The 23,689-nt window shown below is 35.4% G+C and carries 21 protein-coding genes; 2 read left to right on the top strand and 19 right to left on the bottom strand.

Annotation, left to right across the window (positions count from 1 at the left end):
- Nucleotides 1-65: 65 nt before the first annotated feature.
- Nucleotides 66-1,682 carry a DcuS/MalK family sensor histidine kinase gene (gene dcuS / locus DKK70_RS03185; protein ID WP_181415896.1) on the top strand — a complete coding sequence of 539 codons (1,617 nt, stop codon included), beginning with the start codon at nucleotides 66-68 and terminating at the stop codon, nucleotides 1,680-1,682.
- A 4-nt stretch (nucleotides 1,683-1,686) separates the two neighbouring features.
- Nucleotides 1,687-2,358 (top strand): response regulator, encoded by a 672-nt coding sequence (locus DKK70_RS03180; protein WP_110432701.1) that lies wholly within the window; start codon nucleotides 1,687-1,689, stop codon nucleotides 2,356-2,358.
- A gap of 78 nt (nucleotides 2,359-2,436) precedes the next feature.
- Here DKK70_RS03180 and yfbR read toward each other — a convergent pair whose 3' ends face one another.
- From yfbR to zwf, 19 genes are all read right to left on the bottom strand, one after another.
- Nucleotides 2,437-3,030: a 5'-deoxynucleotidase gene (gene yfbR / locus DKK70_RS03175; RefSeq protein ID WP_110432700.1), complete on the bottom strand. Its 594-nt coding sequence runs from the start codon at nucleotides 3,028-3,030 to the stop codon at nucleotides 2,437-2,439.
- Between the two features lie 80 nt (nucleotides 3,031-3,110).
- Complete coding sequence (lpxC, locus tag DKK70_RS03170; RefSeq protein ID WP_110432699.1) at nucleotides 3,111-4,025, bottom strand: UDP-3-O-acyl-N-acetylglucosamine deacetylase; 915 nt, start codon at nucleotides 4,023-4,025, stop codon at nucleotides 3,111-3,113.
- 67 nt (nucleotides 4,026-4,092) lie between these two features.
- Nucleotides 4,093-5,226 (bottom strand): cell division protein FtsZ, encoded by a 1,134-nt coding sequence (gene ftsZ / locus DKK70_RS03165; protein WP_375334966.1) that lies wholly within the window; start codon nucleotides 5,224-5,226, stop codon nucleotides 4,093-4,095.
- A 92-nt stretch (nucleotides 5,227-5,318) separates the two neighbouring features.
- Entirely contained in the window at nucleotides 5,319-6,572 is a 1,254-nt protein-coding gene (gene ftsA, locus DKK70_RS03160) for a cell division protein FtsA (RefSeq protein ID WP_110432698.1), read from the bottom strand.
- Between the two features lie 21 nt (nucleotides 6,573-6,593).
- Nucleotides 6,594-7,427: an FtsQ-type POTRA domain-containing protein gene (locus DKK70_RS03155; RefSeq protein ID WP_110432697.1), complete on the bottom strand. Its 834-nt coding sequence runs from the start codon at nucleotides 7,425-7,427 to the stop codon at nucleotides 6,594-6,596.
- 14 nt (nucleotides 7,428-7,441) lie between these two features.
- On the bottom strand, nucleotides 7,442-8,350 hold the full coding sequence (locus tag DKK70_RS03150; RefSeq protein ID WP_110432696.1) for a D-alanine--D-alanine ligase: 909 nt from the start codon (nucleotides 8,348-8,350) through the stop codon (nucleotides 7,442-7,444).
- A 2-nt stretch (nucleotides 8,351-8,352) separates the two neighbouring features.
- Nucleotides 8,353-9,801: a UDP-N-acetylmuramate--L-alanine ligase gene (gene murC / locus DKK70_RS03145; RefSeq protein ID WP_110432695.1), complete on the bottom strand. Its 1,449-nt coding sequence runs from the start codon at nucleotides 9,799-9,801 to the stop codon at nucleotides 8,353-8,355.
- A gap of 131 nt (nucleotides 9,802-9,932) precedes the next feature.
- Entirely contained in the window at nucleotides 9,933-10,985 is a 1,053-nt protein-coding gene (murG, locus tag DKK70_RS03140) for an undecaprenyldiphospho-muramoylpentapeptide beta-N-acetylglucosaminyltransferase (protein ID WP_110432694.1), read from the bottom strand.
- The gene (gene ftsW / locus DKK70_RS03135; protein WP_110432693.1) at nucleotides 10,985-12,136 is read right to left on the bottom strand and encodes a cell division protein FtsW; all 1,152 of its coding nucleotides are present in this window, start codon (nucleotides 12,134-12,136) and stop codon (nucleotides 10,985-10,987) included. The genes murG and ftsW overlap by 1 nt, the downstream gene beginning before the upstream one ends.
- The gene (murD, locus tag DKK70_RS03130; RefSeq protein ID WP_110432692.1) at nucleotides 12,133-13,467 is read right to left on the bottom strand and encodes a UDP-N-acetylmuramoyl-L-alanine--D-glutamate ligase; all 1,335 of its coding nucleotides are present in this window, start codon (nucleotides 13,465-13,467) and stop codon (nucleotides 12,133-12,135) included. Before murD ends, ftsW begins: the two co-directional genes overlap by 4 nt.
- A 25-nt stretch (nucleotides 13,468-13,492) precedes the next feature.
- Nucleotides 13,493-14,575: a phospho-N-acetylmuramoyl-pentapeptide-transferase gene (mraY, locus tag DKK70_RS03125; protein WP_110432691.1), complete on the bottom strand. Its 1,083-nt coding sequence runs from the start codon at nucleotides 14,573-14,575 to the stop codon at nucleotides 13,493-13,495.
- 4 nt (nucleotides 14,576-14,579) lie between these two features.
- A complete protein-coding gene (gene murF, locus DKK70_RS03120; RefSeq protein WP_110432690.1) occupies nucleotides 14,580-15,944 on the bottom strand; it encodes a UDP-N-acetylmuramoyl-tripeptide--D-alanyl-D-alanine ligase in 1,365 nt (454 codons plus the stop codon).
- On the bottom strand, nucleotides 15,941-17,488 hold the full coding sequence (gene murE / locus DKK70_RS03115; RefSeq protein ID WP_110432689.1) for a UDP-N-acetylmuramoyl-L-alanyl-D-glutamate--2,6-diaminopimelate ligase: 1,548 nt from the start codon (nucleotides 17,486-17,488) through the stop codon (nucleotides 15,941-15,943). Before murE ends, murF begins: the two co-directional genes overlap by 4 nt.
- Before the next feature lie 13 nt (nucleotides 17,489-17,501).
- Nucleotides 17,502-19,280, bottom strand: coding sequence for a peptidoglycan glycosyltransferase FtsI (ftsI, locus tag DKK70_RS03110; RefSeq protein ID WP_110432688.1), 1,779 nt, complete (start codon nucleotides 19,278-19,280; stop codon nucleotides 17,502-17,504).
- A complete protein-coding gene (gene ftsL, locus DKK70_RS03105) occupies nucleotides 19,280-19,660 on the bottom strand; it encodes a cell division protein FtsL (protein ID WP_110432687.1) in 381 nt (126 codons plus the stop codon). The genes ftsI and ftsL overlap by 1 nt, the downstream gene beginning before the upstream one ends.
- Nucleotides 19,653-20,588, bottom strand: coding sequence for a 16S rRNA (cytosine(1402)-N(4))-methyltransferase RsmH (gene rsmH, locus DKK70_RS03100; protein ID WP_110432686.1), 936 nt, complete (start codon nucleotides 20,586-20,588; stop codon nucleotides 19,653-19,655). The genes ftsL and rsmH overlap by 8 nt, the downstream gene beginning before the upstream one ends.
- Nucleotides 20,589-20,603: 15 nt before the next feature.
- Entirely contained in the window at nucleotides 20,604-21,050 is a 447-nt protein-coding gene (gene mraZ, locus DKK70_RS03095; protein WP_110432685.1) for a division/cell wall cluster transcriptional repressor MraZ, read from the bottom strand.
- 341 nt (nucleotides 21,051-21,391) lie between these two features.
- Complete coding sequence (gene pgl, locus DKK70_RS03090) at nucleotides 21,392-22,090, bottom strand: 6-phosphogluconolactonase (RefSeq protein WP_086358158.1); 699 nt, start codon at nucleotides 22,088-22,090, stop codon at nucleotides 21,392-21,394.
- Nucleotides 22,091-22,103: 13 nt separating this feature from the next.
- Nucleotides 22,104-23,564, bottom strand: a complete 1,461-nt coding sequence (zwf, locus tag DKK70_RS03085; protein WP_110432684.1) for a glucose-6-phosphate dehydrogenase — start codon at nucleotides 23,562-23,564, stop codon at nucleotides 22,104-22,106.
- Between the last annotated feature and the right edge of the window lie 125 nt (nucleotides 23,565-23,689).

Raw genomic sequence — 23,689 nt, 5'->3', positions numbered from 1 at the left:
TAGTAGGTTTTCTTGACTAATCAGTTATGATAGTTAAGTGATCGCTTTTTATACAACGAATGATAATGAGATATTTATTTAACAAATTACCTCTCAAAGTTAAGTTGATAAGCTTAATTTGCTTGGTGTTTATACTTTCGGTTATTGCTCAAAATATTTATATTGTTCATGTGGTGAATAATGAGTATCTTATCAATTCTCGCCAACGCGTCGAGAATATTGCTAATATTATCTCGACATCACAAAGTATTATTGAAGCGATACAGAACCCTACGCCGAGAAATATCGCCGCCATCCAGGCAACCACAGAACAATCCAGAGCTTTAACGCAAACCGATTTTATTGTGATATTCAATATGCAAGGCGTAAGATATTCACATCCTGATGAACAGAAAATCGGTCAAACTATTGTCGGAGGCGATGAACAACGCGCGTTAAAGGGTGAATCCTATACTTCAATTGCCAAGGGAACCTTAGGAGATTCTGTTCGGGCATTTAAGCCAATTATGAATGATAAAAATCAACAAATTGGTGCCGTTTTGGTTGGTCAGACCTTGCAAAAAATTAATCATTTAGCATCAAGAACAAGCCAGCCGATTTGGTTATCCTTATTTGCTTTATTATCAATTGCCATTCTTTTAGCTTATTTATTATCCCGTAATATAAAGAAAATTTTATACGGTCTTGAACCTATTCAGATGGCACAACTGTTTGCTGAGCGAAATGCCATTATTCGAACGGTAAAAGAAGGAATAGTGGTCATCAATCGAGAGGGTTTAATCACTCAGATCAACGATGAAGCGATTAGAATTTTACGCATCCAAAAAGATAAACAAACTATTATTGGTTTACCTGTTGGTGACTTTATTCCCAATACTCGATTATACGAAGTGATGATAAGTGGTAATGCAGAATATGATTGTGAACAAAATATCAATGGGGTAGTGATACTAACCAATCGAACTCCGTTATTCGTTAATGATGCTTTAGTTGGTGCGATTGCTTCGTTTAGAGATATGACTGAAGTTCGTAAATTGGCTGAAAATTTAACTGGGGTTAATCGTTATGCAGATGCTTTACGTTCACAATCTCATGAATTTAATAACAAATTACATGTTATTTATGGTTTAGCTTTTAATGATAATAAATTAGAATTAATTGATTATCTTGAAGAAATTATCGGTAATCAACAAGCTGAATCTAAACTGGTTAGTCAATATATCAAAGATCCGATTATTGCAGGATTTTTAAATAGCAAATTTAGCCGAGCACGAGAACTAAATGTAACCTTAACATTTAACATTGATGGTATTTTAGCGCCAATAATAGATACATCGGTGACCCATAGTTTAGTGACAATACTTGGTAATTTAATTGATAATGGTCTTGATGCAGTTCAATTTTTGGATGATAAACAGATCAAAGTAAGTTTAGTCATTGATAATACCAATTTTGAAATTGAAATTAATGATAATGGTGAAGGTATTTCTGAAAACGATATTCAGTATATTTTTCAAAAAGGTTATTCAACGAAAGGGGATAATCGAGGATTTGGGCTATATTTAGTGTTAGCTAGTATTGATGAGTTAGATGGACATATTCAATTATGTGATTCTGATAATAAAAGAGGGACTTGCTTTAAGGTATTATTACCACTAAAAGAGATCTATAGGAAGAAATAGTCATATGGTAGAAGTATTAATTGTTGAAGATGATCCAATGGTAGCGGAGCTCAATAAAAAATATTTACAGAAACTTACCGGCTTTAATTTAGCGGCAACGGTTACTAATGGAGAGCAAGCACTGCATTTTATTCATGATAACCATATAGATCTGTTGTTGCTTGATGTTTTCATGCCAAAACTGAATGGTCTTGATCTGCTAAAATATATTCGGATTAGTTACCCTAAAATAGATATCATTATGGTGACCGCTGCATGTAATACCAATGACATCCAAACAGCATTACGTTTGGGAGTCATTGATTATATTGTTAAACCCTTTACTTTTGAGAGATTTCGCACCGCTTTAATTTCCTATCAAGAACGAATTAGACTGTTATCATCTGCTGAAATACTTAATCAAAATCAATTAGATGATCGTATTTTTACTAAGAATTTTAATACTGCAAATCGATTACCAAAAGGTATCGATGCGCAAACTTTACAATCGGTACGTAATGTTATTGTCAACTATCAACAAGATTTTTCGATGAGCGATATTATTGAATTAATTCCCTTATCTCGGATATCGGTTAAGAAGTATCTGGATTATTTAGAAGAGTTAGGTGAAATAGAAAGCCATTTAACTTATCTACCAATTGGTCGTCCAGTAAAGCGTTATATTTACCAAAAATAATTAATATTAATTAGTTAGTTATCTATCTTATTACAAATTATTTAAATATTGTAGTAGGTAAACACGTTAGGGTTAAAACTATTTATCTAGCGTTATTTCATCTAAAGATAAACTGAAACTTGGTACAAATATTTCTAAAAAGTAATCCATTTCTGGGGTATTTCGTTCTGACAACGTTTTTTTCAAACGTTGTTCCGCCAGTTTAAACTCATTGTTACCAGCACTAAGTTCTTCAATTGTTTTAAGATAAGCACACAGTGCATCCGCTTGTTTTACAATACTTTTTTCAGTTTCATCATAATAATCGTCATCAATTAGTATTTTAAAATCATCTTGCAACTCTATTGGCAACATATTAATTAGTTTATGCTGAGCGATTTTTTCAATCTTTTTATATTCACAGGTGATTTGTGGATTGTAATATTTAGTTGGTGTCGGTAAATCTCCGGTTAATACTTCAGATGCATCATGATACATCGCCAATAATGCAATACGTTCAGGATTAACATTACCATTAAATCGTTTGTTTTTGATAATCGCTAAAGCATGGGCAACAAAAGCAACTTGTAGACTATGCTCTGAAACGTTTTCTGTTCTCACATTACGCATTAAAGGCCAACGATTAATCAATTTTAACCGCGATAAGTGAGCAAAAAAATGACTGTTATTCATATGATTATCTCATTAATTACAAAATAAAAAACGCCTCCGTTGCGGAAGCGTTAGTAAATTGACTATACGATTTTAATTACTTATGCTAAAACAAGTTGTCTTGTGCCTAAAGCAACTGGAACATTTTGTTCTTCATCAAAGGTTACATATTCCCATGCATCTTGTTTAGCGAGTAACGCTTGCAATAGCTGGTTATTTAAAGCATGACCTGATTTATAACAAACTACTTCACCAATCATATTGTGACCACTCATGTATAAGTCACCGATGGTGTCTAGCATTTTATGACGTACAAATTCATCTTCAAAACGAAGACCATCTTCATTAAGAACTTTATAATCGTCAACCACTATTGCACAATCTAAACTTCCACCTAAACATAAACCTTTGGATTGCAACGCTTCAATATCACGCATAAAACCAAAAGTTCTTGCTCGGCTAATTTGACGAATAAAAGACTCAGAAGAAAAATCCAATTGATAACGTTGTGAACTGTTATCAATAGCTGGATGACGAAAGTCAATAGTGAAATCTAAACGAAAACCACTATATGGTCTTACTTCTGCCCATTTATCACCATTTTCAACACGAACTGTTTCTTTAACTCGTAAAAATTTTTTCAGTGCATTTTGTTCAGTAATACCAGCATCTAACAATAAGTAGACGAATGGGCTAGCACTACCATCCATGATTGGAATTTCGGGCGCATTTACTTCAATAATAATATTATCAATACCAAGCCCTGCTAATGCTGAGTTGATATGTTCAACAGTGGAAATGCGAACATTTTCTTCATTAACCAAACAGGTACAAAGCATTGTATCACGCACTGATTTAGCATCTACAGGAAAATCAACATACGGATTTAAATCTGTACGACGATAAATAACACCTGTGTTCTCTGGCGCAGGACGTAATGTCAAAGTAACTTTTTTGCCAGTATGTAAGCCGACACCAGTTGCTTGAATTGTCTTTTTTAAGGTTCTCTGTTTCACTTTGCACCTACTTTTATTATTTGCTTCTATTACCTATTAGACAATAAAAAATCAAATAAGTTCAATACTAATTAGCCTGCTTACGAATAAAAGCAGGAATATCTAAAATTTTATGTTCTTCTAATGGCGAAACTGCTGGTTCATTAACCACTTTAGGCATTGGCTCTTCTTGTTGTGGTGGTATATGATTTGTTTGGCCAAATAATGAACCATGTTGTGCTGCTGGTTTAGTAATTTTAACTTCAGGACGTTTATCCATACCGATACCAGTAGCAACCACTGTAACACGAATTTCATCTGACATGTCAGGATCAAATGTCGTACCAACAACCACTGTTGCATTATCAGAAGCAAAAGCTCTAACCGTGCTACCAACCGTTTCAAATTCTTCTAACCCAAGATCAAGTCCAGCTGTGACATTAACTAAAACCCCACGTGCACCAGATAGATCAATGTCTTCAAGTAATGGGCTTGAAATTGCCATTTCAGCAGCCTCTTCGGCACGATTATCACCACTTGCACGACCAGAACCCATCATCGCATATCCCATCTCAGACATTACCGTTCTAACGTCCGCAAAGTCAACGTTGATGTGACCGGGTTTAGTAATTAATTCTGCGATACCTTGTACAGCACCTTTTAAAACACCATTAGCTGCAGCAAATGCATCTAATAGTTTAACACCACGACCTAATACTTTTAATAATTTGTCATTTGGGATTGTGATAAGAGAGTCAACATGTTTAGCAAGCTCAGCAATACCTTGCTCAGCGAAAGCCATACGTTTTTTACCTTCAAATCCAAAAGGCTTGGTAACAACAGCAACAGTTAAAATACCAAGTTCTTTTGCTATTTCTGCTACAACTGGGGCTGCACCGGTTCCTGTTCCACCACCCATTCCGGCTGCAATGAAAACCATGTCGGCACCTTCAATCGCACTACGAATAACATCACGATCTTCTTCTGCTGAATTTCTCCCAACTTCTGGATTAGCTCCGGCACCAAGTCCCTTGGTGATATTATTACCGATTTGGATAGTTTGACTAACTTTTATTCTTTTTAATGCTTGTGCATCAGTATTTGCTGCAAAAAACTCAACGCCTTCAATATGTTCAGCAATCATATGCTCAACAGCATTACCGCCGCCGCCACCGACACCAATAACTTTAATGACTGCTGCTGGCTCATCATCTGCAACCATAGGCTCAAACATAACTTATCTCCAAATTTAAGATCTTAGGACATTGTACAGATATCAAGCTACAATGTCTACGAAGTTATCAGATATAATAGCTAAAATTCTTTTTTAAACCAACTGGTGAATTTTTTAGCTATCCCTTTAAAAGATGATTTATTACTATTTTTATTATCATCATTTAATAAACTTTCTTTACCATAATGCAATAACCCCACGGTTGTTGAACAATATGGCTTTTGTACATAATCAGTTAATCCTGAAATATTCAAAGGATAGCCAATACGTACTTGATTTTGAAATACTTTTTCAGCACATTCAACCATGCCTTTAATTTGCGCAGCTCCACCGGTTAAAACAATCCCTGCTGCCAATTGATATTTAAAATTTTGCTTCTTAAGTTCATCTTGTAACATTAGTAACTCTTTTTGCACTAATGATAAAAGTTCTGAATAACGTGGTTCAATCACATCAACCAAAGTTTGCCGTTGCAATGAACGAGATGGGCGTCCACCAACACTAGGTACATCAATGACTTCATCTTTACCAACGAGTGAACCAACAGCACATCCATAACGAATTTTAATATTTTCTGCATCCATTGGCGGGGCACCAAATGCGTAAGCAATATCACTAGTGACGACATTGCCAGCATAAGGAATAACAACAGAATGACGTAATGCACCACCGGTATAAACCGTGACATCCATTGTTCCGCCACCAATATCAATAACACAAACCCCTAATTCTTTTTCATCATCAGTCAATACCGCATAACTCGATGCCAACCCAGAAAAAATAAGTTGATCAACTTTTAAACCACAACGTTCAACGGCTTTCACTATATTTCTTGCCATATCATTATGACAGGTGACCAAATGAACTTTAGCTTTCATTCTTACACCAGATAATCCAATCGGGTTTTTAATGCCTTCTTGAAGATCAATTGAATATTCTTGCGCGATGACATGTAAAATACGATGTTCATCTAAAATACGAACTGACTTAGCTGTATGCACAACATTTTCAACATCTTCTTCTGTCACTTCTTCATCAGCGATTGGCACCATACCAATTTCATTTTGACAGCGAATATGTTTACCAGACAGGCTTAAATAAACAGAAGATATTTGGCAATCAGCCATTAATTCAGCTTGGTCTATGGCTCGTTGTATTGATTTAACGACGGATTCAAGGTCATTTACCCCACCTTTATCAACACCTTTTGATGGACAATGTCCAACACCAATAATATTGACCACACCATCAGGAAGTACTTCACCAACGAGGGCGAGGACTTTGGATGTGCCCACTTCAAGTCCAACAACTAATTTTTTCTCTGTTGTTTTCATACTTCAGCCTTTATTTATTCCTCATTGCGATATTTTTTCGCGTTGCACTGAGATACCGTTTTCATACCGTAAATCAGCAGCCGTTATTTTTTCATCAGCTGGCATTCTTGAAAGAATTTCAGGGAATAATTTGATAAATTGGTAATAATGTTGTTCTATGTTTTCAGTGCCAATTATCAATTTTATATCCTGACTTTCAGAACACAAATCAGCTGTGCATTGTTTAATCATCAATTGCCAAGCATTACGATCATCAGCTATTGCAACTTTAATTTCTGATGCAAACTTATTATTAGCTAACTTTTTAGAAATTGCATCTAACTTAGCATACATTTCCAACATTGATTTCGCTTTACCTTCAGGTCCATAAATTCTTGGTAATTGCAACTCACCCAAACGATCAAATGGTACACTAAATACATTTCCAGCTTCATCAAGTAAATATAAGTCATTCCAGTAAAATGCAGGTTTATATTCCTCTATATAAACAATTAATCTGTCTGGCCACTGTTTACGTACACTTGCTTGTTTAATCCAAGGGTATCGCATAATTTCTTGCTGAATATCATCAACATTTTGTCCTATATAGGTATTTGGCAAACCTAATCCTAAAATCGCTTGCCTAAGATCACCTTCGGTTGTAAATGCATGATCCCCACTAAAGGTTAATTGTGATAAAACCATTTGATCTGGATCTTCCAGCCAATTTTTAACGCAATTTATTGTCCAAACACTAATACTAATAATGATAATAAAGAACAAAAAACCTATTATTTGTTCTAAATTATGAAAAACAAGCAGCTTCCTTTTTTTCTGATTCTCTCGTTTATGTGCTGCTTGTTGTACTTTTTTCATAAAAACAGAGCCAATTAAACGGTTGCTAATTGTAAAATACGTTTAACTAATTCACTAAATGACCATCCATACTCTTTAGCCGCCATCGGCACTAAACTATGATCTGTCATGCCAGGAGCCGTGTTTACTTCAAGTAAATATGGCTTTTGATTCTCATCAAACATAATATCTACTCTACCCCATCCTCGACAACCAACTGCTTTATAAGCATCCAAAGCTAGTTTACGAATTTCTTGTTCTTTCTCATCAGATAATCCACTTGGACAGAAGTATTGGGTTTTATCTGATAGATACTTTGCATCATAGTCATAAAAATTGGTAGCGGGTTTAATGTAAATTGCAGGTAAAACTTCTTCACCAACAATCGCAACCGTAAATTCGGCGCCAGCTAAGAATGATTCAATCATTACGTTATTATCATATTTGAACGCAATATCAATTGCATCTTTTAATTCTTCAGCCTTATCAACTCGTGTCATACCAACACTTGAGCCTTCATGACTCGGCTTAACAAATAACGGTAATCCAAGCTGTGTAACAATATTATCAATATTAATTGCTTGCGATTTATCAACCGTAACATAATCAGCAACGGGTAAACCTAGTGATTTCCAAACTAATTTTGTTTTTAACTTATCCATGGTTAATGCTGATGACAAAACATCGCTACCGGTATAAGGAATGTTTTGATAAGTTAAAATCGCTTGCGTTATGCCATCTTCACCACCTCGACCATGCAAAATAATGAAAGCTTTAGTAAACCCTTCTTGCTTCAAATTGGTTATACAATGATCTTTAGTATCAATAAGATGCGCATCGATACCATTTGCTTGCAATCCAGCAAGAACCGCTTGACCTGATTTTAGGGACACTTCTCTTTCAGCTGAGGTCCCACCATATAATACAGCAACCTTATCAATCATTATTATAAAACCTCTTTTGAAAATAATGGGTTACTGGCTAGTTGACGAGCTACTCGACCAACACTTCCAGCACCTTGGGTTAACAACAAATCCCCACCTTGTAATACTTCTTTCATTATTTCAGGTAAAAGATCTAAATCAGAAACATAAATTGGATCAACTTTGCCACGATTTCGAATTGAACGACAAAGTGAACGACTATCAGCACCTGCAATAGGTTGTTCTCCAGCAGAATAGACATCTAACATAACTAACGCATCTACTTGAGAAAGCACTTGGGCAAAATCGTCAAATAGATCCCGAGTTCGCGTATATCTATGCGGTTGAAATAACATAACTAAACGTCGATCTGGCCAACCATTTCTAGCTGCTTGAATCGTAGCATTAACTTCACTTGGGTGATGTCCATAATCATCAACCATCATAATATCTTGATTATTTCCATATGGAAAAACACCTAATAAGTCGAACCGTCGACTAGTCCCAGCAAATTTTGCTAATGCTTGAATAATTGATTCATCATCAATACCATCTTCAGTTGCAGCTATAATTGCTGCGGCTGAATTTAATGCGTTATGTTTACCTGGCGCATTTAATTCAATTTCTAAATCATCACGATCAGGTCGACAAACTGTATAGTAACTTATACCGCGTTCTTGACGGTAATTTTTAATAACAACATCCGCTTCGTCACTAAAACCATAAGTAATAATTTTACGACCTACAACTGGTAATAATTCACGGTTAATAGGATCGTCATAACACATAATAGCCAAACCATAAAAAGGAATATTACGCAAAAAAGAGATGAAAGTTTGTTTGAGATTTTCAACACTTCCTTGATAGGTATCCATATGGTCAGGTTCAATATTGGTTACTATCGACACCATTGGCTGCAAATGTAAAAATGAGGCATCACTTTCATCTGCTTCAGCAATAAAATAACGGCTACTGCCTAATCTAGCATGTGTTCCAGCTGCTTTAACTAAACCACCGTTAACAAAAGTTGGATCGAGTTTTGCTTCTGCATAAATAGCGGTAACCATTGCTGTGGTCGTGGTTTTACCATGAGTTCCTGCAATAGCAATGCCATAGCGAAAACGCATTAATTCAGCTAACATTTCCGCCCGTTGGATAACAGGAATACGAGCTTCTCTAGCGGCAACAACTTCAATGTTATCTTGAGAAATCGCTGATGAGATAACCACCACGCTTGCACTAAGAATATTTTCAGCGGCATGCCCAATCACTATCTTGGCACCTAATGTTTCTAAATGCTCAGTTACCGCATTTTCAGCAATATCTGATCCACTAATTTGATATCCTTCATTAGCAAGAACTTCGGCAATACCACCCATTCCTGCGCCACCAATACCCACAAAATGGATATGCTTGACACGTTTCATTTCTGGAATGATTGCTCTTAATTCTGCTAATTCCTTAGTATTCACTCTTAAACCCCTAGTTAGTTATTTTTTGTTTAGGTCTTGAAAAGTTATTAGACAATTATCAATTAAATAACTGTATTTTTAAATCTTATAAACTTAATCAGAACATTAGTTAAAATTATAAATAAAATTAGCTATTTTACCACTGAAATCAACGTTTCTGCCACCCTTTCTGTCGAATTTGTAATTGATAAACTTTTCGCTTTTACCGCCATATCAACTAAATCTTCACGGCTTAAGTTTGCAAGTAATTGAAATAAAGAGTCATCATTGAAATCAGGTTGTTCAATAATCTTAGCCGCATCAATATCAGCTAAAGATTTTGCATTCCAAAATTGCTGGCGATCTTTATGCATAAATGGCACAAAAATAGCACCAATACCAACAACTTCTATTTCACTTACCGTTAACGCACCACTTCGACAAATTACGATATCAGCCCAATTATAAGCTTCTTTAACATCAGTAATAAACTCTGTGATTTGGTTTTTTGTCATATCACAGAACTGATAAGATTTGACTACCTCATCTAACATTCCTTTACCCGTCTGATGCCAAACAACAAACTTATCAGACAATTTTGCAATTACTCGAGGCACAACTGTATTGATGACTTTGGCTCCTTGACTTCCGCCCATAACTAATATTCGAATAGGACCTTGTCTATTTTTAAATCTTTCACTCGGATCTTCAATTGTTAATAAATCACTACGTACCGGGTTTCCCACCACTTCAGCATTGGGAAATGCAGTTGGAAAAGCTTGTAATACTTTTGTCGCAATTTTAGCCAAATATTTGTTGGTTAATCCAGCAATGCCATTTTGTTCATGTAATACAACTGGGATACCTAAACTTTTAGCAGCGATACCACCTGGTCCAGAAACATATCCCCCCATACCTAACACAACATCGGGACGATAAGCTTTTAAAATTTTTCTTGCTTGCAAAACGGCTTTTAATATTTTATAAGGCGCTTTTAATAATGCTAGTTTACCTTTTCCACGTAGACCTGATATTTGAATAAAATCTATCTCAATTCCATTTTCCGGTACTAGATGAGCTTCCATACGATCAGCTGTACCTAGCCACCTTACTTGCCAACCTTGTTCCATTAAATAATGTGCGACGGCAATTCCCGGGAATACATGTCCACCAGTACCGCCAGCCATAACTAATAATTTTTTCATTATTTTATCGACCTTATTCTTGCTTGAGTTTGTTGTTGTCTAAACTCAAAATCTATTCTTAATAATATTGCAACAGCAATACTCATTATGATAAGGCTTGAACCGCCATAACTAATAAATGGTAAGGTTAGACCTTTTGTCGGTAACATACCGGATGTTACGCCAACATTAACAAAGGTCTGAAAACCAAACCAAATGCCAATTTCACAAGCTAAGTAGCCTGAAAATTGCGAACCTTCATTTAACGCCCGATAGCCTATTGCCAATGCTTTAAATGTTAAAAAGAAGAGTAAAAACAATAAAGCGACTACACCAATATATCCGTACTCTTCAGAAATGATTGAAAATATAAAATCTGTATGACATTCAGGTAGATAACGTAATTTAAAAATTGAATTACCAATCCCTTGACCAGTTATCCCGCCATTACCAATGGCCATTAATGAAGCAACTAGCTGATATCCAGCGCCGGTAGCATCTTGCCATGGATCAAGAAAAGTCATTAAACGAGTTAAACGATAAGATTCAAATATAATAAGCACTACAACGGTGCCAACACCTGTTAATAAGATTGCAATAAATTGCCATAATTGAGCACCAGCAATAAATAATATGCCAATTGTTACCGTGAACAGTACAATCACTGTACCTAAGTCGGGCTGTATTAGTAACAAAATTGACAAAATTGCCAGAACTATCATAGGTTTTAAAAAACCCCAAAATCCGCTTTGTACTTCCTCTGATCTACGTGCTAAGTAACTAGCTAGAAATAAGAATAAAGATAACTTAGAAAGTTCAGCCGGCTGAAAATTAAAAACGCCTAACGGAATCCAACGTGATGCGCCATTAATCGAAGAACCAATTACCAAAACTGCTATCAACATAAAAATTGAAATGATTAATAGCGCAGAACCAAATTGTTGCCAACCCTGCATAGGAATACATAACGCGATACACATTAAAAAGAGTGACATTCCAATTTGAATTAGTTCTCGTTGCGCATAAAAGAAAGGAGCACTCTCACTAAACGCCATAGATGAAGAGGTCACCATAATCAAACCGAAAGTCATTAAACCAATCACCGTCCAAAGTAATTGATTATCAAATGGAATATTTGGATTAACTTTTTTTTTAATCCAAAAGAGTGTCATTTTCTACTCCTTTGCGTATATTCAATAGCGAGTTGTACAAAAAGATTTCCACGTTCAACATAATTTTTAAATTGATCTAAACTGGCACAAGCTGGCGAAAGTAAAACAACATCTTTTGGTGCCACTTTTTTAGCTATATATTCAATTGCCTCAGACATGGTCTCTGTAATGGTTGTGATATCAGGGACTAAATTAGCAAGTAAATTGCGATCACGTCCAAAACAGAAAATTTCAATATTTCTATTTTTTAAATAAGGAACTAAAGGGGTAAAGTCTGCGGATTTTCCATCACCACCTAACAATAAAAAGAGTTTTCCGTTACAGATAACACTGTTTAAAGCAGCTTCGGTACTACCTACATTAGTTGCTTTAGAATCATTAATCCATTTCACATCATTATTTTCAAATACTAATTCAAAGCGATGAGGTAGACCTTGAAAATTAGCAATTGTTTTTAAACTTGAATCACGGGCAATTTTCAAACTATCGGCAATAGCTAATGCTGCTAACGCATTTAGATAATTATGACAACCGATTAATTTCATCGATTTAGTCGATAAAACCGGCTGATTTTGCGCTATTAGATGTTCATAATTCGCATCTAAATGATAATCCCCCGCCATCATTCCAAATGAAACACAGTGATGATGATTGCTAGTTGGTGTGGTTAATTTATCATCATGATTAATTACACAACATTTGGCATTATGATAAATGCGTTGCTTAGCTGCTGTATACTGCATTAATCCAAGAGGATAACGATCCATATGGTCTTCGGAAATATTCAAAATCGTCGCCACTGAAGCTTGTAAGCTTGATGTCGTTTCTAACTGAAAACTTGATAATTCAAGTACATAAACATCATAATCTTGTTTCAATAGCGATAAAGCAGGTTCACCGATATTGCCACCAACACCAACTTTTAATCCAGCTGATTTGACAATATCACCAACCAATGTCGTAACAGTCGTTTTTCCATTGGCACCAGTAATGGCAATAACTTGTTTATTTTTTTGTTGATTTACTTCACGGCAAAAAAGCTCAATATCACCAATGATCTCAATACCTTTTTCGTTCGCTTTTTGCAACTCTGGTGTTGATAAGGCGATACCCGGACTTGCTACAATTAGATCGGCTTCAAATAGCCAATCTACATCTAGATTACCTAAATGATAAATAACACGATCATCTAATTGATCTAATCCAGACGGCGACAGACGAGTATCAATTACTTTCGGAATAACATTCTGAGCAAGGAAATAGTCAACACAGGAAAGTCCTGTAATACCTAATCCGATAATAACAATTTTTTTACCTTGATAGTCAACCATAATTCAATCCTGCTCTATTTTTTATTTAACGTAATTTCAAGGTTAATAAACCAATTACCACTAGCATTAGTGAGATAATCCAAAATCGGACAATAACTCTTGGTTCTGGCCATCCTTTTAATTCATAATGATGATGAATTGGTGCCATTTTGAAAATTCGTTTACCTCTTAATTTAAACGAACCAACCTGTAAGATAACGGATAATGTTTCAATGACAAAAATACCACCCATAACTAACAATAAGAACTCTTGCCTTAATAAAACAGAAATAATACCAAACACGCCGCCTAAGGCTAACGAACCAACATCGCCCATAAAGACCATAGCCGGATAGGTGTTAAACCATAAAAAACCAAGACCGGCACCAATAATTGCAGTACAAACAACCATTAATTCGCCACTAAACTTGATATATGGAATTTGTAAATAGGCAGCAAAATTTACATTACCGGTGGCCCAAGAAACAAGAGCAAAACCAGCAGCAACAAAAACTGTTGGCATAATTGCCAATCCATCAAGACCGTCGGTTAAATTTACCGCATTACCCGCGCCAACAATAACCACATAAGTCAGTAGAATAAACCATAAGCCTAATTGCGGCATAACATCTTTAAAGAATGGGACAACTAAAACGGTAACAGAACTATCTTTACCATATGCATAAAGTCCAAAAGCCACAATTAAGGCAATTACTGACTGCCAAAAATATTTCCATCGAGCAATTAGACCGTCAGTATTTTTGCGTATTACTTTGAGATAATCATCAGCAAACCCAACAATACCATAACCAATTAAAACAAATAAGGTCACCCAAACATAAGGATTACGCAGATCTGCCCAGAGAAAAACTGAAATTGAAATGGAGGCTAATATAAGTGTCCCCCCCATTGTTGGTGTTCCTTTTTTACTTAAATGAGATTCTGGACCATCATGACGAATAACTTGACCAATTTGTAATTTTTGCAACCAATCAATTACTTTTTGTCCCATAATTAATGAAATCGTCAATGATGTTAATAATGCAAGGATAGCTCTTACCGTTAGATAAGAAATAACATTAAAAAAAGTAAAATATTTAACTAAATATTCTGATATCCACACCAACATAATTTTAATCCTGACCTATTTTTGATTGAATTTCTGCGATTAATTCTTCCATTTTTGCACTACGAGAACCTTTAACTAACATAGTTAAGGTTGGATGTTGACGTAGTAACATTAATAAATATTCCACTGCTTTTGGTTTATCAATAAAATGATGACCAACACCACTAAACTGACTAATCAATTCGCTTAAATTACCAACACTAACAACACAATCAATTTTTTGTTGTTTTGCTAATTCACCAATCTGTTGATGATAACTTGCTGCGTCTTTACCTAATTCAGCCATATCACCCACGACTAGAACGCGATATCCTGGTTGAGTTGCTAAAACACGAATAGCCGCTGACATTGAACCAACGTTCGCATTATATGAATCATCCCAAATTAATTGTGTTTGATTTAATCTAACTGGGTAGAGTCTTCCTTTTACAGACTTCGACGCTGCCAGCCCTCTTTTAACTTGTGTTAAAGTTGCACCTACTGATATTGCTAAAGCTGATGCCGCTATTGCATTAGATATATTGTGCTCACCAACTAACGGTAAGCTAATTTCGCTCTCACCAATTGGGGTATGCAATGTAAAAACTGTCTGATCCATCATTTTTATATTGCTGGCATAAAAATCGGCAGAAGAATCAGCTATTGAAAAAGTCCAAACAGTTTTATTTTTCAAATTCTTTAACCATTTATCTGAACAACTATCTAAATTAATAATTGCAATGCCATCATCTGCCAACCCTTCAAAAATTTCACCCTTAGCTGTTGCGACCCCTTCAAGTGAACCAAAACCTTCAATGTGAGCCAAGGCAATATTATTGATTAGAGCACTCTTAGGTTTTACTAAGCGAGTCGTATAGGCAATTTCACCAATATGATTGGCACCTAGTTCAATAACTGCAAATTGATCTTGTTCAGTTAATCTTAATAAGGTTAATGGAACGCCAATATCATTATTAAAATTACCTTGTGTATAAAGTGTTTCACCACACTGCTGTAAAATAGTAGCAGTCATTTCTTTTACTGATGTTTTGCCCGATGATCCCGTTAATGCCACAAATTTTGCCGAACTCTGATCTCTTACAAATTCAGCAATTTCACCTAATGCTATATAAGTATCATTTACCACTATTTGTGGAATATCATCATCGATTTTGTGGTTAACAACTACTACACTAGCGCCTGCTTCAATCGCTTGTTTAGCAAATAAATGACCATCAAATTTTTCACCAACCAATGCAATAAATAAGCATTGATCGGTAATTTTACGTGAATCAGTACAAATTTCTTTAATAATCAATTTTTCATCTTGAATGTGATAAGATGTGCCATTGACAATTGTTATAATTTGTTTAATAACTAAAGGAATCATGATTGATTCTTTACTCCTAAAATCTGTTTTACCGTTTCTTGATCTGAATAATGATGCTTTGTTTTTCCAATAATTTGATAATCTTCATGTCCTTTTCCGGCAATTAAAATCACATCATCAGGTTTAGCTTGAGCAAGGGTTTTACTGATAGCTTGCACTCTATCTGTAATAACTTGTGCATGTTTAGCATCAATCAGCCCCTGCTCGATATCATGAATAATTTTTAACTCATCTTCTGTACGAGGATTATCATTGGTTAATATAATCTTATCGGCAAATTGTTCAGCAACTTCAGCCATTAATGGTCTTTTACCTGTATCTCTATCACCACCACAACCAAAAATCACCCATAATTGGCCTTTACAATGAATACGGCTAGCTTGTAATGCTTTTTGCAGAGCATCTGGCGTATGGGCATAATCAATAATTACTGTTGGACTATTTTTTACCTGTATGACCTCCATACGACCGCAAATTGGCTTAAGATACGATGCCATATTGACGACAGCAAAAAATGGATAATCAAGTGTCAATAAGGTTGCTACAGCTAAGAGTAAGTTAGAAACATTAAACTCACCTAATAATCGACTATGTATAATGGCTTTTCCCCAGCTCGATTCCATATGAATTTGCGCGCCTTTATCATGATATTCTATCATCGATACGCCAACATAGTTTTTTTCCAAGGTTTTCAGGCGACGTAATGATTTAGGTTGACAGGAAACCGCGGTTACGTTGGGTAGTTTTTCAATCCAACGTCGCCCATATGTATCATCGTAATTAATAATTGATTTACCGGAACTTGCTACGTTTTTTTCTTTTTTATCAGCACTAAATAGCGACCATTTTGCCTTAGCATACCTATTCATGGTTTTATGATAATCAAGATGATCTCGGCTTAGATTGGTAAATACAGTTGCGGCACAATGTAATTCTTTTACCCGATTCATCGATAAACCATGAGAAGAAACTTCCATCGCCACAACTTGAACACGTTTTGCTACAAAATCAGCTAAATAAGACTGTAATTCAACTGCAGATAAAGTGGTATTTACTGAAGGTTCAAGATGATTATAAATACCATTACCAATTGAACCTAACAATCCGGCTTTCTTATTTAGTAATGTCACACATTGAGCGATTAACTGGGTAATTGTCGTTTTACCATTAGTCCCGGTTACGCCGATGACCGATAAATGTTTAGAAGGAGAGTGATAAAAATCAGCTGCAATTTTTGATAATTTTTGAGAAAGTTGAAAAACCCTTATTTGTGGAATGATTCTCTGGTTTTTCTGTTTTAAATAATCAATTTTCAAATCATTTGATTTTCTATTGGTTTCAATCAGAACGACCGCAGCACCAGACAAAATAGCTTGAGGAATGAAATCTTTACCATTAACGGTAAATCCTTTAATAGCAATAAACACATCGCCTTTTTTTACTTTTCGACTATCCGTTATTAAGCGATTAAGAGGAAAATCATCTACGGCTAGATTATTGCCACCTAATAATTTATATAAAGTTTTAAATGTGTTGGTTGCCATTGTTTTCCACCTACTAATATACAATCATTTGACCATCAATTTTGCGGTCTGGTTTTACATTCATTATTCTCAACACTCCACCCATAATTCGACTAAAAACAGGGGCCGAAACAGAGCCACCATAATATTGTCCGGCCTTGGGATTATCGATAATAACCACTAATGAATATTTAGGCCCTGTTGCTGGTGCAATGCCGGCGGTATAAGCTAAATATTGATTAACATACCGCCTACCAGATAGTTTTTTGGCTGTACCGGTTTTAACACCAACACTATATCCTGGAACGGCGGCTTTAGTACCACCACCAGTTACAGCAACCGCTTCCATCAATTGGACAACTGTTTTAGCTATTTTTTCACTTACCACCCGCTTTCCTTCAACGGGTTGGGTTACTTTCAATATTGAAACGGGTCGATAAATTCCATAACTACCAATAGTTGCATATGCCCTAGCTAATTGTAATGGCGTAACACTTAATCCATAACCAAAAGAAAAAGTCGCCCGTTCAATATCAGCCCATTTCCTTGTTCTGTCAGCGGCAATATAACCACTCACTTCACCACCTAAACCAAGCTCTGTCGGTTGCCCTAACCCAAAACGGCTGTAAAACTCAACAAGATCTCTTGATTGCATCTGCAACGCTAATTTACTCACACCGACGTTACTTGATTTTTCCAAAATACCGGCCAAATTAAGAGATTTTTGATAAGAAACATCTTTAATTTCATATCGGTTAACCAAAAATGGGCTAGTATCAATAACCGTATTTAAATTTGCTATTTTTTTCTCTAATGCGGCCATCACAACTAAAGGTTTAACTGTGGAGCCTGGCTCAAATGCATCGGTTATTGCTCGATTTCGTAACAAACTATAATCAATTGAAGAACGATTATTTGGGTTATAGGATGGACTTGTTGCCATCGCTAATATTTCACCAGTATGAACATCAATTAACACAGCTGTACCACTATCAGCTTTATTAAATTGAACCGCTTGGCTAAGCTCACTAAAAACCAGAGATTGCAAACGCTCATCAATACTTAACGTCAAATCAGAGGCAACTTCACTATCTGTTCTTTCCAGCTCTTCTATAACTCTCCCTGCACGATCTCGCCTAATAATGCGTTGTCCTGATTCACCCATCAACCATTTATTAAAGCTTTTTTCAATTCCTTCCGAACCTGTTTCACTACCGTTTTGGTCAACATCAGTTAAACCAATTAATTGAGCGATACTCTCTGCAGCGGGATAATAACGTTTAGACGTTTTGGCAAACGATATTCCCGGTAAATTTAATTGTTTTAAATAATCCGCTATTGTTGGGGTAATTTGTTTAGATAGATAAACAAATCGCATCGACGAATTATCCAATTTTTGCTCAAGTGTCGGCATTGGAATATTCAACGTTTTTGCTAACCCTTGCCAACGGATATCATTATGATCAACGCCACCTTTTTCTATAACAACTTTGGGATCAGCCCAAACATCATACATAGGCACACTCACAGCTAGCGCTCTGCCATTACGGTCGGTAATCATGGCTCGTAATGCACTCATTTCTTGATGACGAATTGAGCGTTTATTGGCTTCAGCAATCAACTTATCGGGTTCTATTATCTGTAAAATAGCCAATCGTACCAGTAAACTAATAATGGCTAAAAGAATAAAACCATAAACAAGATAAAATCGAGTCCGGGTATAAACTTGTTTTTTACTATTTAATTTATTCCCTTTATTCAACCTAGTAACTTGTTTTACATTATTTTTTTTAGTTATACTAGTAAACTTCATTATTTACTCTTTATCAAAATAACGGTTTCATTTTGCGGTGTCACATACGACATGCCCAATTGATTTTTTGCTTTATCTTCAACACGTTTTGGATCAGCAAGGACATTTTCTTCAATAACTAAATTACGCCATTCACTTTCTAATACATCTTGTTCGAGTAATAATTGCTCACGTTCAAATAATTGTTTACGAACTTGCTGAGTTGTAACTAATACTGCTCCGGCCGAAATAATAATAAGTACCAATAGCAATAATGAAATTTTCTGATGACCGAACAAATCACTAAAAATTAATCCAAGCAAACTTTTGCTTGGTCTCTTTTGATTGTGTATATCAACACTGGCTCTCGAGAAAAATTCATTGTCTTGGTTATTATTCATTTTTCCTTTCTGCAATCCTCAATATTGCGCTTCGAGAACGCGGGTTACCATATATTTCATTACTGCTCGGCTTAATTTTGCCAAGTGATTTTAATTTAGCATTACCATATTGTTTTATTTGTTGTTCGGTTAGTGGTAAGCCAGCTGGTAAATTAGGGCCTTTGCTCTGTTTACTTATGAATTGTTTCACAATTCTATCTTCTAGCGAATGAAAACTAATAACCGCAAGTCTTCCTTGGTCTGCAAGTACTGACAAACTACTATTTAAGGCTTGTTCAACTTCCTCAAGTTCACTATTTATATAAATCCGAATAGCTTGAAATGAGCGCGTTGCTGGGTGTTTATTTTTATCTTTTTTTGGTGTTGCTTTTTCAATTAAATCTGCTAACTCTAAAGTTCGAGTTATTGGTGAAACCTTATTTTGTTCCACAATGGCATGAGCAATCCGTTTAGCAAACTTTTCTTCACCAAAAGTTCTTAAAACCCATGTGATATCATTTTCATCACTACTTAGTAACCACTCACTTGCAGTTACACCTTTATGATTATTCATCCGCATATCAAGTGGTCCATCACGCATAAAAGAAAATCCTCTTTGCGGATCATCTAATTGCGGCGATGAAACCCCCAAATCTAATAAAAAACCATCTATGTTACCTAACAACCCTAAATTATCAACATATTGATATACGTTAGAAAATTCGCCTCGAATAAAAGTAAATCTTGGATCGGTTATTTGAAGTGCCGCTTGTTCAGCGCGTTCATCACGGTCAATTGCAATTAATTTTCCATGTTCGCCCAACTGTTCAAGAATTAAACGAGAGTGACCGCCACGCCCAAAAGTGCCATCAACATAAATACCGTTTTTTTTTATATTTAATGCCGCGACTGCTTCATTTAACAAAACAGTTTTATGTTGATAATCCATCTTTGTTTACTCTTATTAAATTGTTAGACTTTTCAAATTTTCTGATAAGTGTTCAACATCAGTTGGTAATGCAGCAATATCATCGCTAATTTGTTGATACCAAATCGCCTCATCCCAAATCTCAAATTTATTAGATTGGCCTACAAACATGGTATATTTTTCTAGTTTTGCATAAGTACGTAATGTTGGCGGAAGTAAAATACGTCCTGCATTATCTAAATTACATTCCGTTGCATAACCTAATAATAATCTTTTAATTCTGCGTTCTGCTTCAACAATTGTTGACAATGTTGATAGCTGTAATTCGATTTTCTGCCATTCAGACATTGAATATATTGTTAAACAGGGATGATATAAACCAATGGTACAAACTAAACCGTCAGTCAAAAACTCACGATAGCGAGTAGGAATTGCTATTCTTCCTTTACTATCTAAATTAACTGAGATTGCACCACTGAACATGAAATCACCGTAAATATTAATTTTTATTGTTTTTAAATTATTAAAAAATCAATATATTAATTGAAACCCTATTTTTTACCACTTAACTCCACTTTTTACCACAAAAGTCACTAAAATAATAGACATTTAATCAATTAATTTCTAACAATTTCAAAAAAAAATACTTAAATGAGTAAGTACTAACAAATCGAGTGAAGTGTTCAGAAATATAAGATGGAATGACTAATAGTACTTATTAGATATTGAACTTTGATTTTTTTAAGATAAAAATCATAGTATAACTGATAATATAAAGTACTAGATGATAACTTTGCCAGTTTTTACTGGCAAAGTTGATTTCGTTAAGATGCGGTCCAAAAACCAATTACATTGACTTTATTTTGCTGCAAAATTGCCCGAATCGGCATTTGGTTAATATCATCACCCTTTTCTGCTTGTTCTAATACTTGCATTTTGCTCTCTCCAACTAAATGCAAATAAATATTTTGACTATCTAAAATAGTTGGTAGTGTTAAGGTAATACGGTCGAGTGGTGCTGTTAATGGTGTCATACCGACAACTTTTCGACCAGATTTCATATCCAAGCCAGCCATTAAATTAGCCGCCCCCGGGAAAAGCGAAGCCGTATGACCGTCCTCTCCCATTCCCAAAATTAACACATCAAAGGGCATAGGGATCTTATTTAAGATTTTGTCGGTAATTTCAGCCCCATCAAATGGATTGTCACAACTATTCTTTAAACCAACAAAATTAGCCAATTTAGCCTTATTTTGTAATAAATAAGTTAATACCAATTTCTCATTACTTGCATCATCGGTATCATCAACCCATCTATCATCTACTAATGTAATAAAAACATTGTGCCAATCCAAATCTTGTTGGCTTAGTAGTTTAAATAATGGAATAGGTGTTTTGCCCCCAGATACGGCAATAGAGGCATGTCCTTTATTATTGATAGCCTGTTGCAACTCTTTGACGATATGAGCGGTTAAATCTTCAATCAATAATTGACTATTTGGGTATTTATTTAAGGTAAACATTTTTGAGATTCCTCTATTCAAACTCATGCCATGAATGACCGTCTTTAGTGATCAGCGCAACAGAAGCTACCGGCCCCCAAGTACCTGCAGGATAGGTTTTTGGTGATTCATTATCTGAATTCCACGCATTAATAATTGAATCAACCCATTTCCAAGCAGCCTCAACTTCATCGAGATGAACAAATAATGCTTGTCTTCCGCGCATTACTTCAAGTAATAATCGTTCATAAGCATCAGCACTCTGTTGATGAAAAGTTTCACTAAAACTTAAATCTAACTTAGTTGTTTGTAAATTGTGTGTACTATCTAATCCAGGTACTTTATTTAAAATTTCAATATCCATGCCTTCATCTGGTTGCAGGCGGATAGTTAGTTTATTCTGAGGTAATTGAGAATAAGACTCACTGAATAAATTAAGCGGTAAAGATTTAAAATAAACGACAACTTCAGAACATTTACTTGGTAAGCGTTTTCCGGTTCGTAAATAAAATGGCACCCCTGCCCAACGCCAATTATCAATATCAACACGAATAGCAACAAATGTTTCGGTATTACTTTGCTTATTTGCACCATCTTCTTCTAAATAACCTGGTACATTAATACCATTAACAAATCCAGCAGTATATTGCCCTCTAACCACTTTTTCGCGGATATTCGCTTTATTTATTGGGCGTAACGCATTAAGTACCGCTATTTTTTCCCTACGTATGCTGTCATCGCCAAGGTTGGCTGGCGGTGACATGGCGATCATCGTCAAAATTTGCAAAAGATGGTTTTGTACCATATCACGCATTTGACCCGCTTTGTCAAAATAGCCCCAGCGACCTTCAATACCTACTTGTTCTGCAACGGTGATTTCAACATGGTCGATAGAATTTCTATCCCAAAGTGAAGCAAATACAGGATTAGCAAAACGTAGTGCGAGTAAATTTAAAACTGACTCTTTTCCTAAATAATGGTCAATACGATAAACTTGTGATTCACTGAAAAACTTTGCCACCGAGTCATTAATTTCTTTGGATGATTGCAGATCAAAACCTAATGGTTTTTCCATTACGATTCTGTTTTGAGCTTGATTCAAACCAGCTTCAGCTAATCCTTGGCAAATCGTACCAAATGCATTAGGATGCATCGCAAAATAAAAGATGGCTGGATGCGACTTTTCAAGCTTATCTTTTAATGCATTAAAACCCGCTATGTCATTAACATCTAATTTATGAAAGTTAAGGCGTTGACTAAATCGTTGCCAAATACTTTCATCTAATGGTTCGGACATAAATGTGGTTAACGCATCTTTTGCAACTTCAGTGTAAGCAACTTGATCCCAATCAGCGCGACCGACACCTAAAATTTTTGTCTGCTCTGGTAACTTTCCATATTTTTCTAATTGATATAGAGACGGTAACAGTTTACGCCTCGTTAAATCCCCTTTAGCGCCGAAAATAACTAAATCGCAAGCTGGGATATCAGACATAGGGTTCTCCTAAAATGGTGTAATCTACAATTTATTTTATTATTGTTTGATTATCAGTATACATCAAGTTAATAGAATAAATCATAACAATAGATATTTATCATTTTTAGACTATGATAAAAAAA

Source organism: Gilliamella apicola, assembly GCF_003202655.1.
Classification (GTDB): domain Bacteria; phylum Pseudomonadota; class Gammaproteobacteria; order Enterobacterales; family Orbaceae; genus Gilliamella; species Gilliamella apicola_R.
This window is presented reverse-complemented; position numbering and strand designations above follow the sequence as displayed.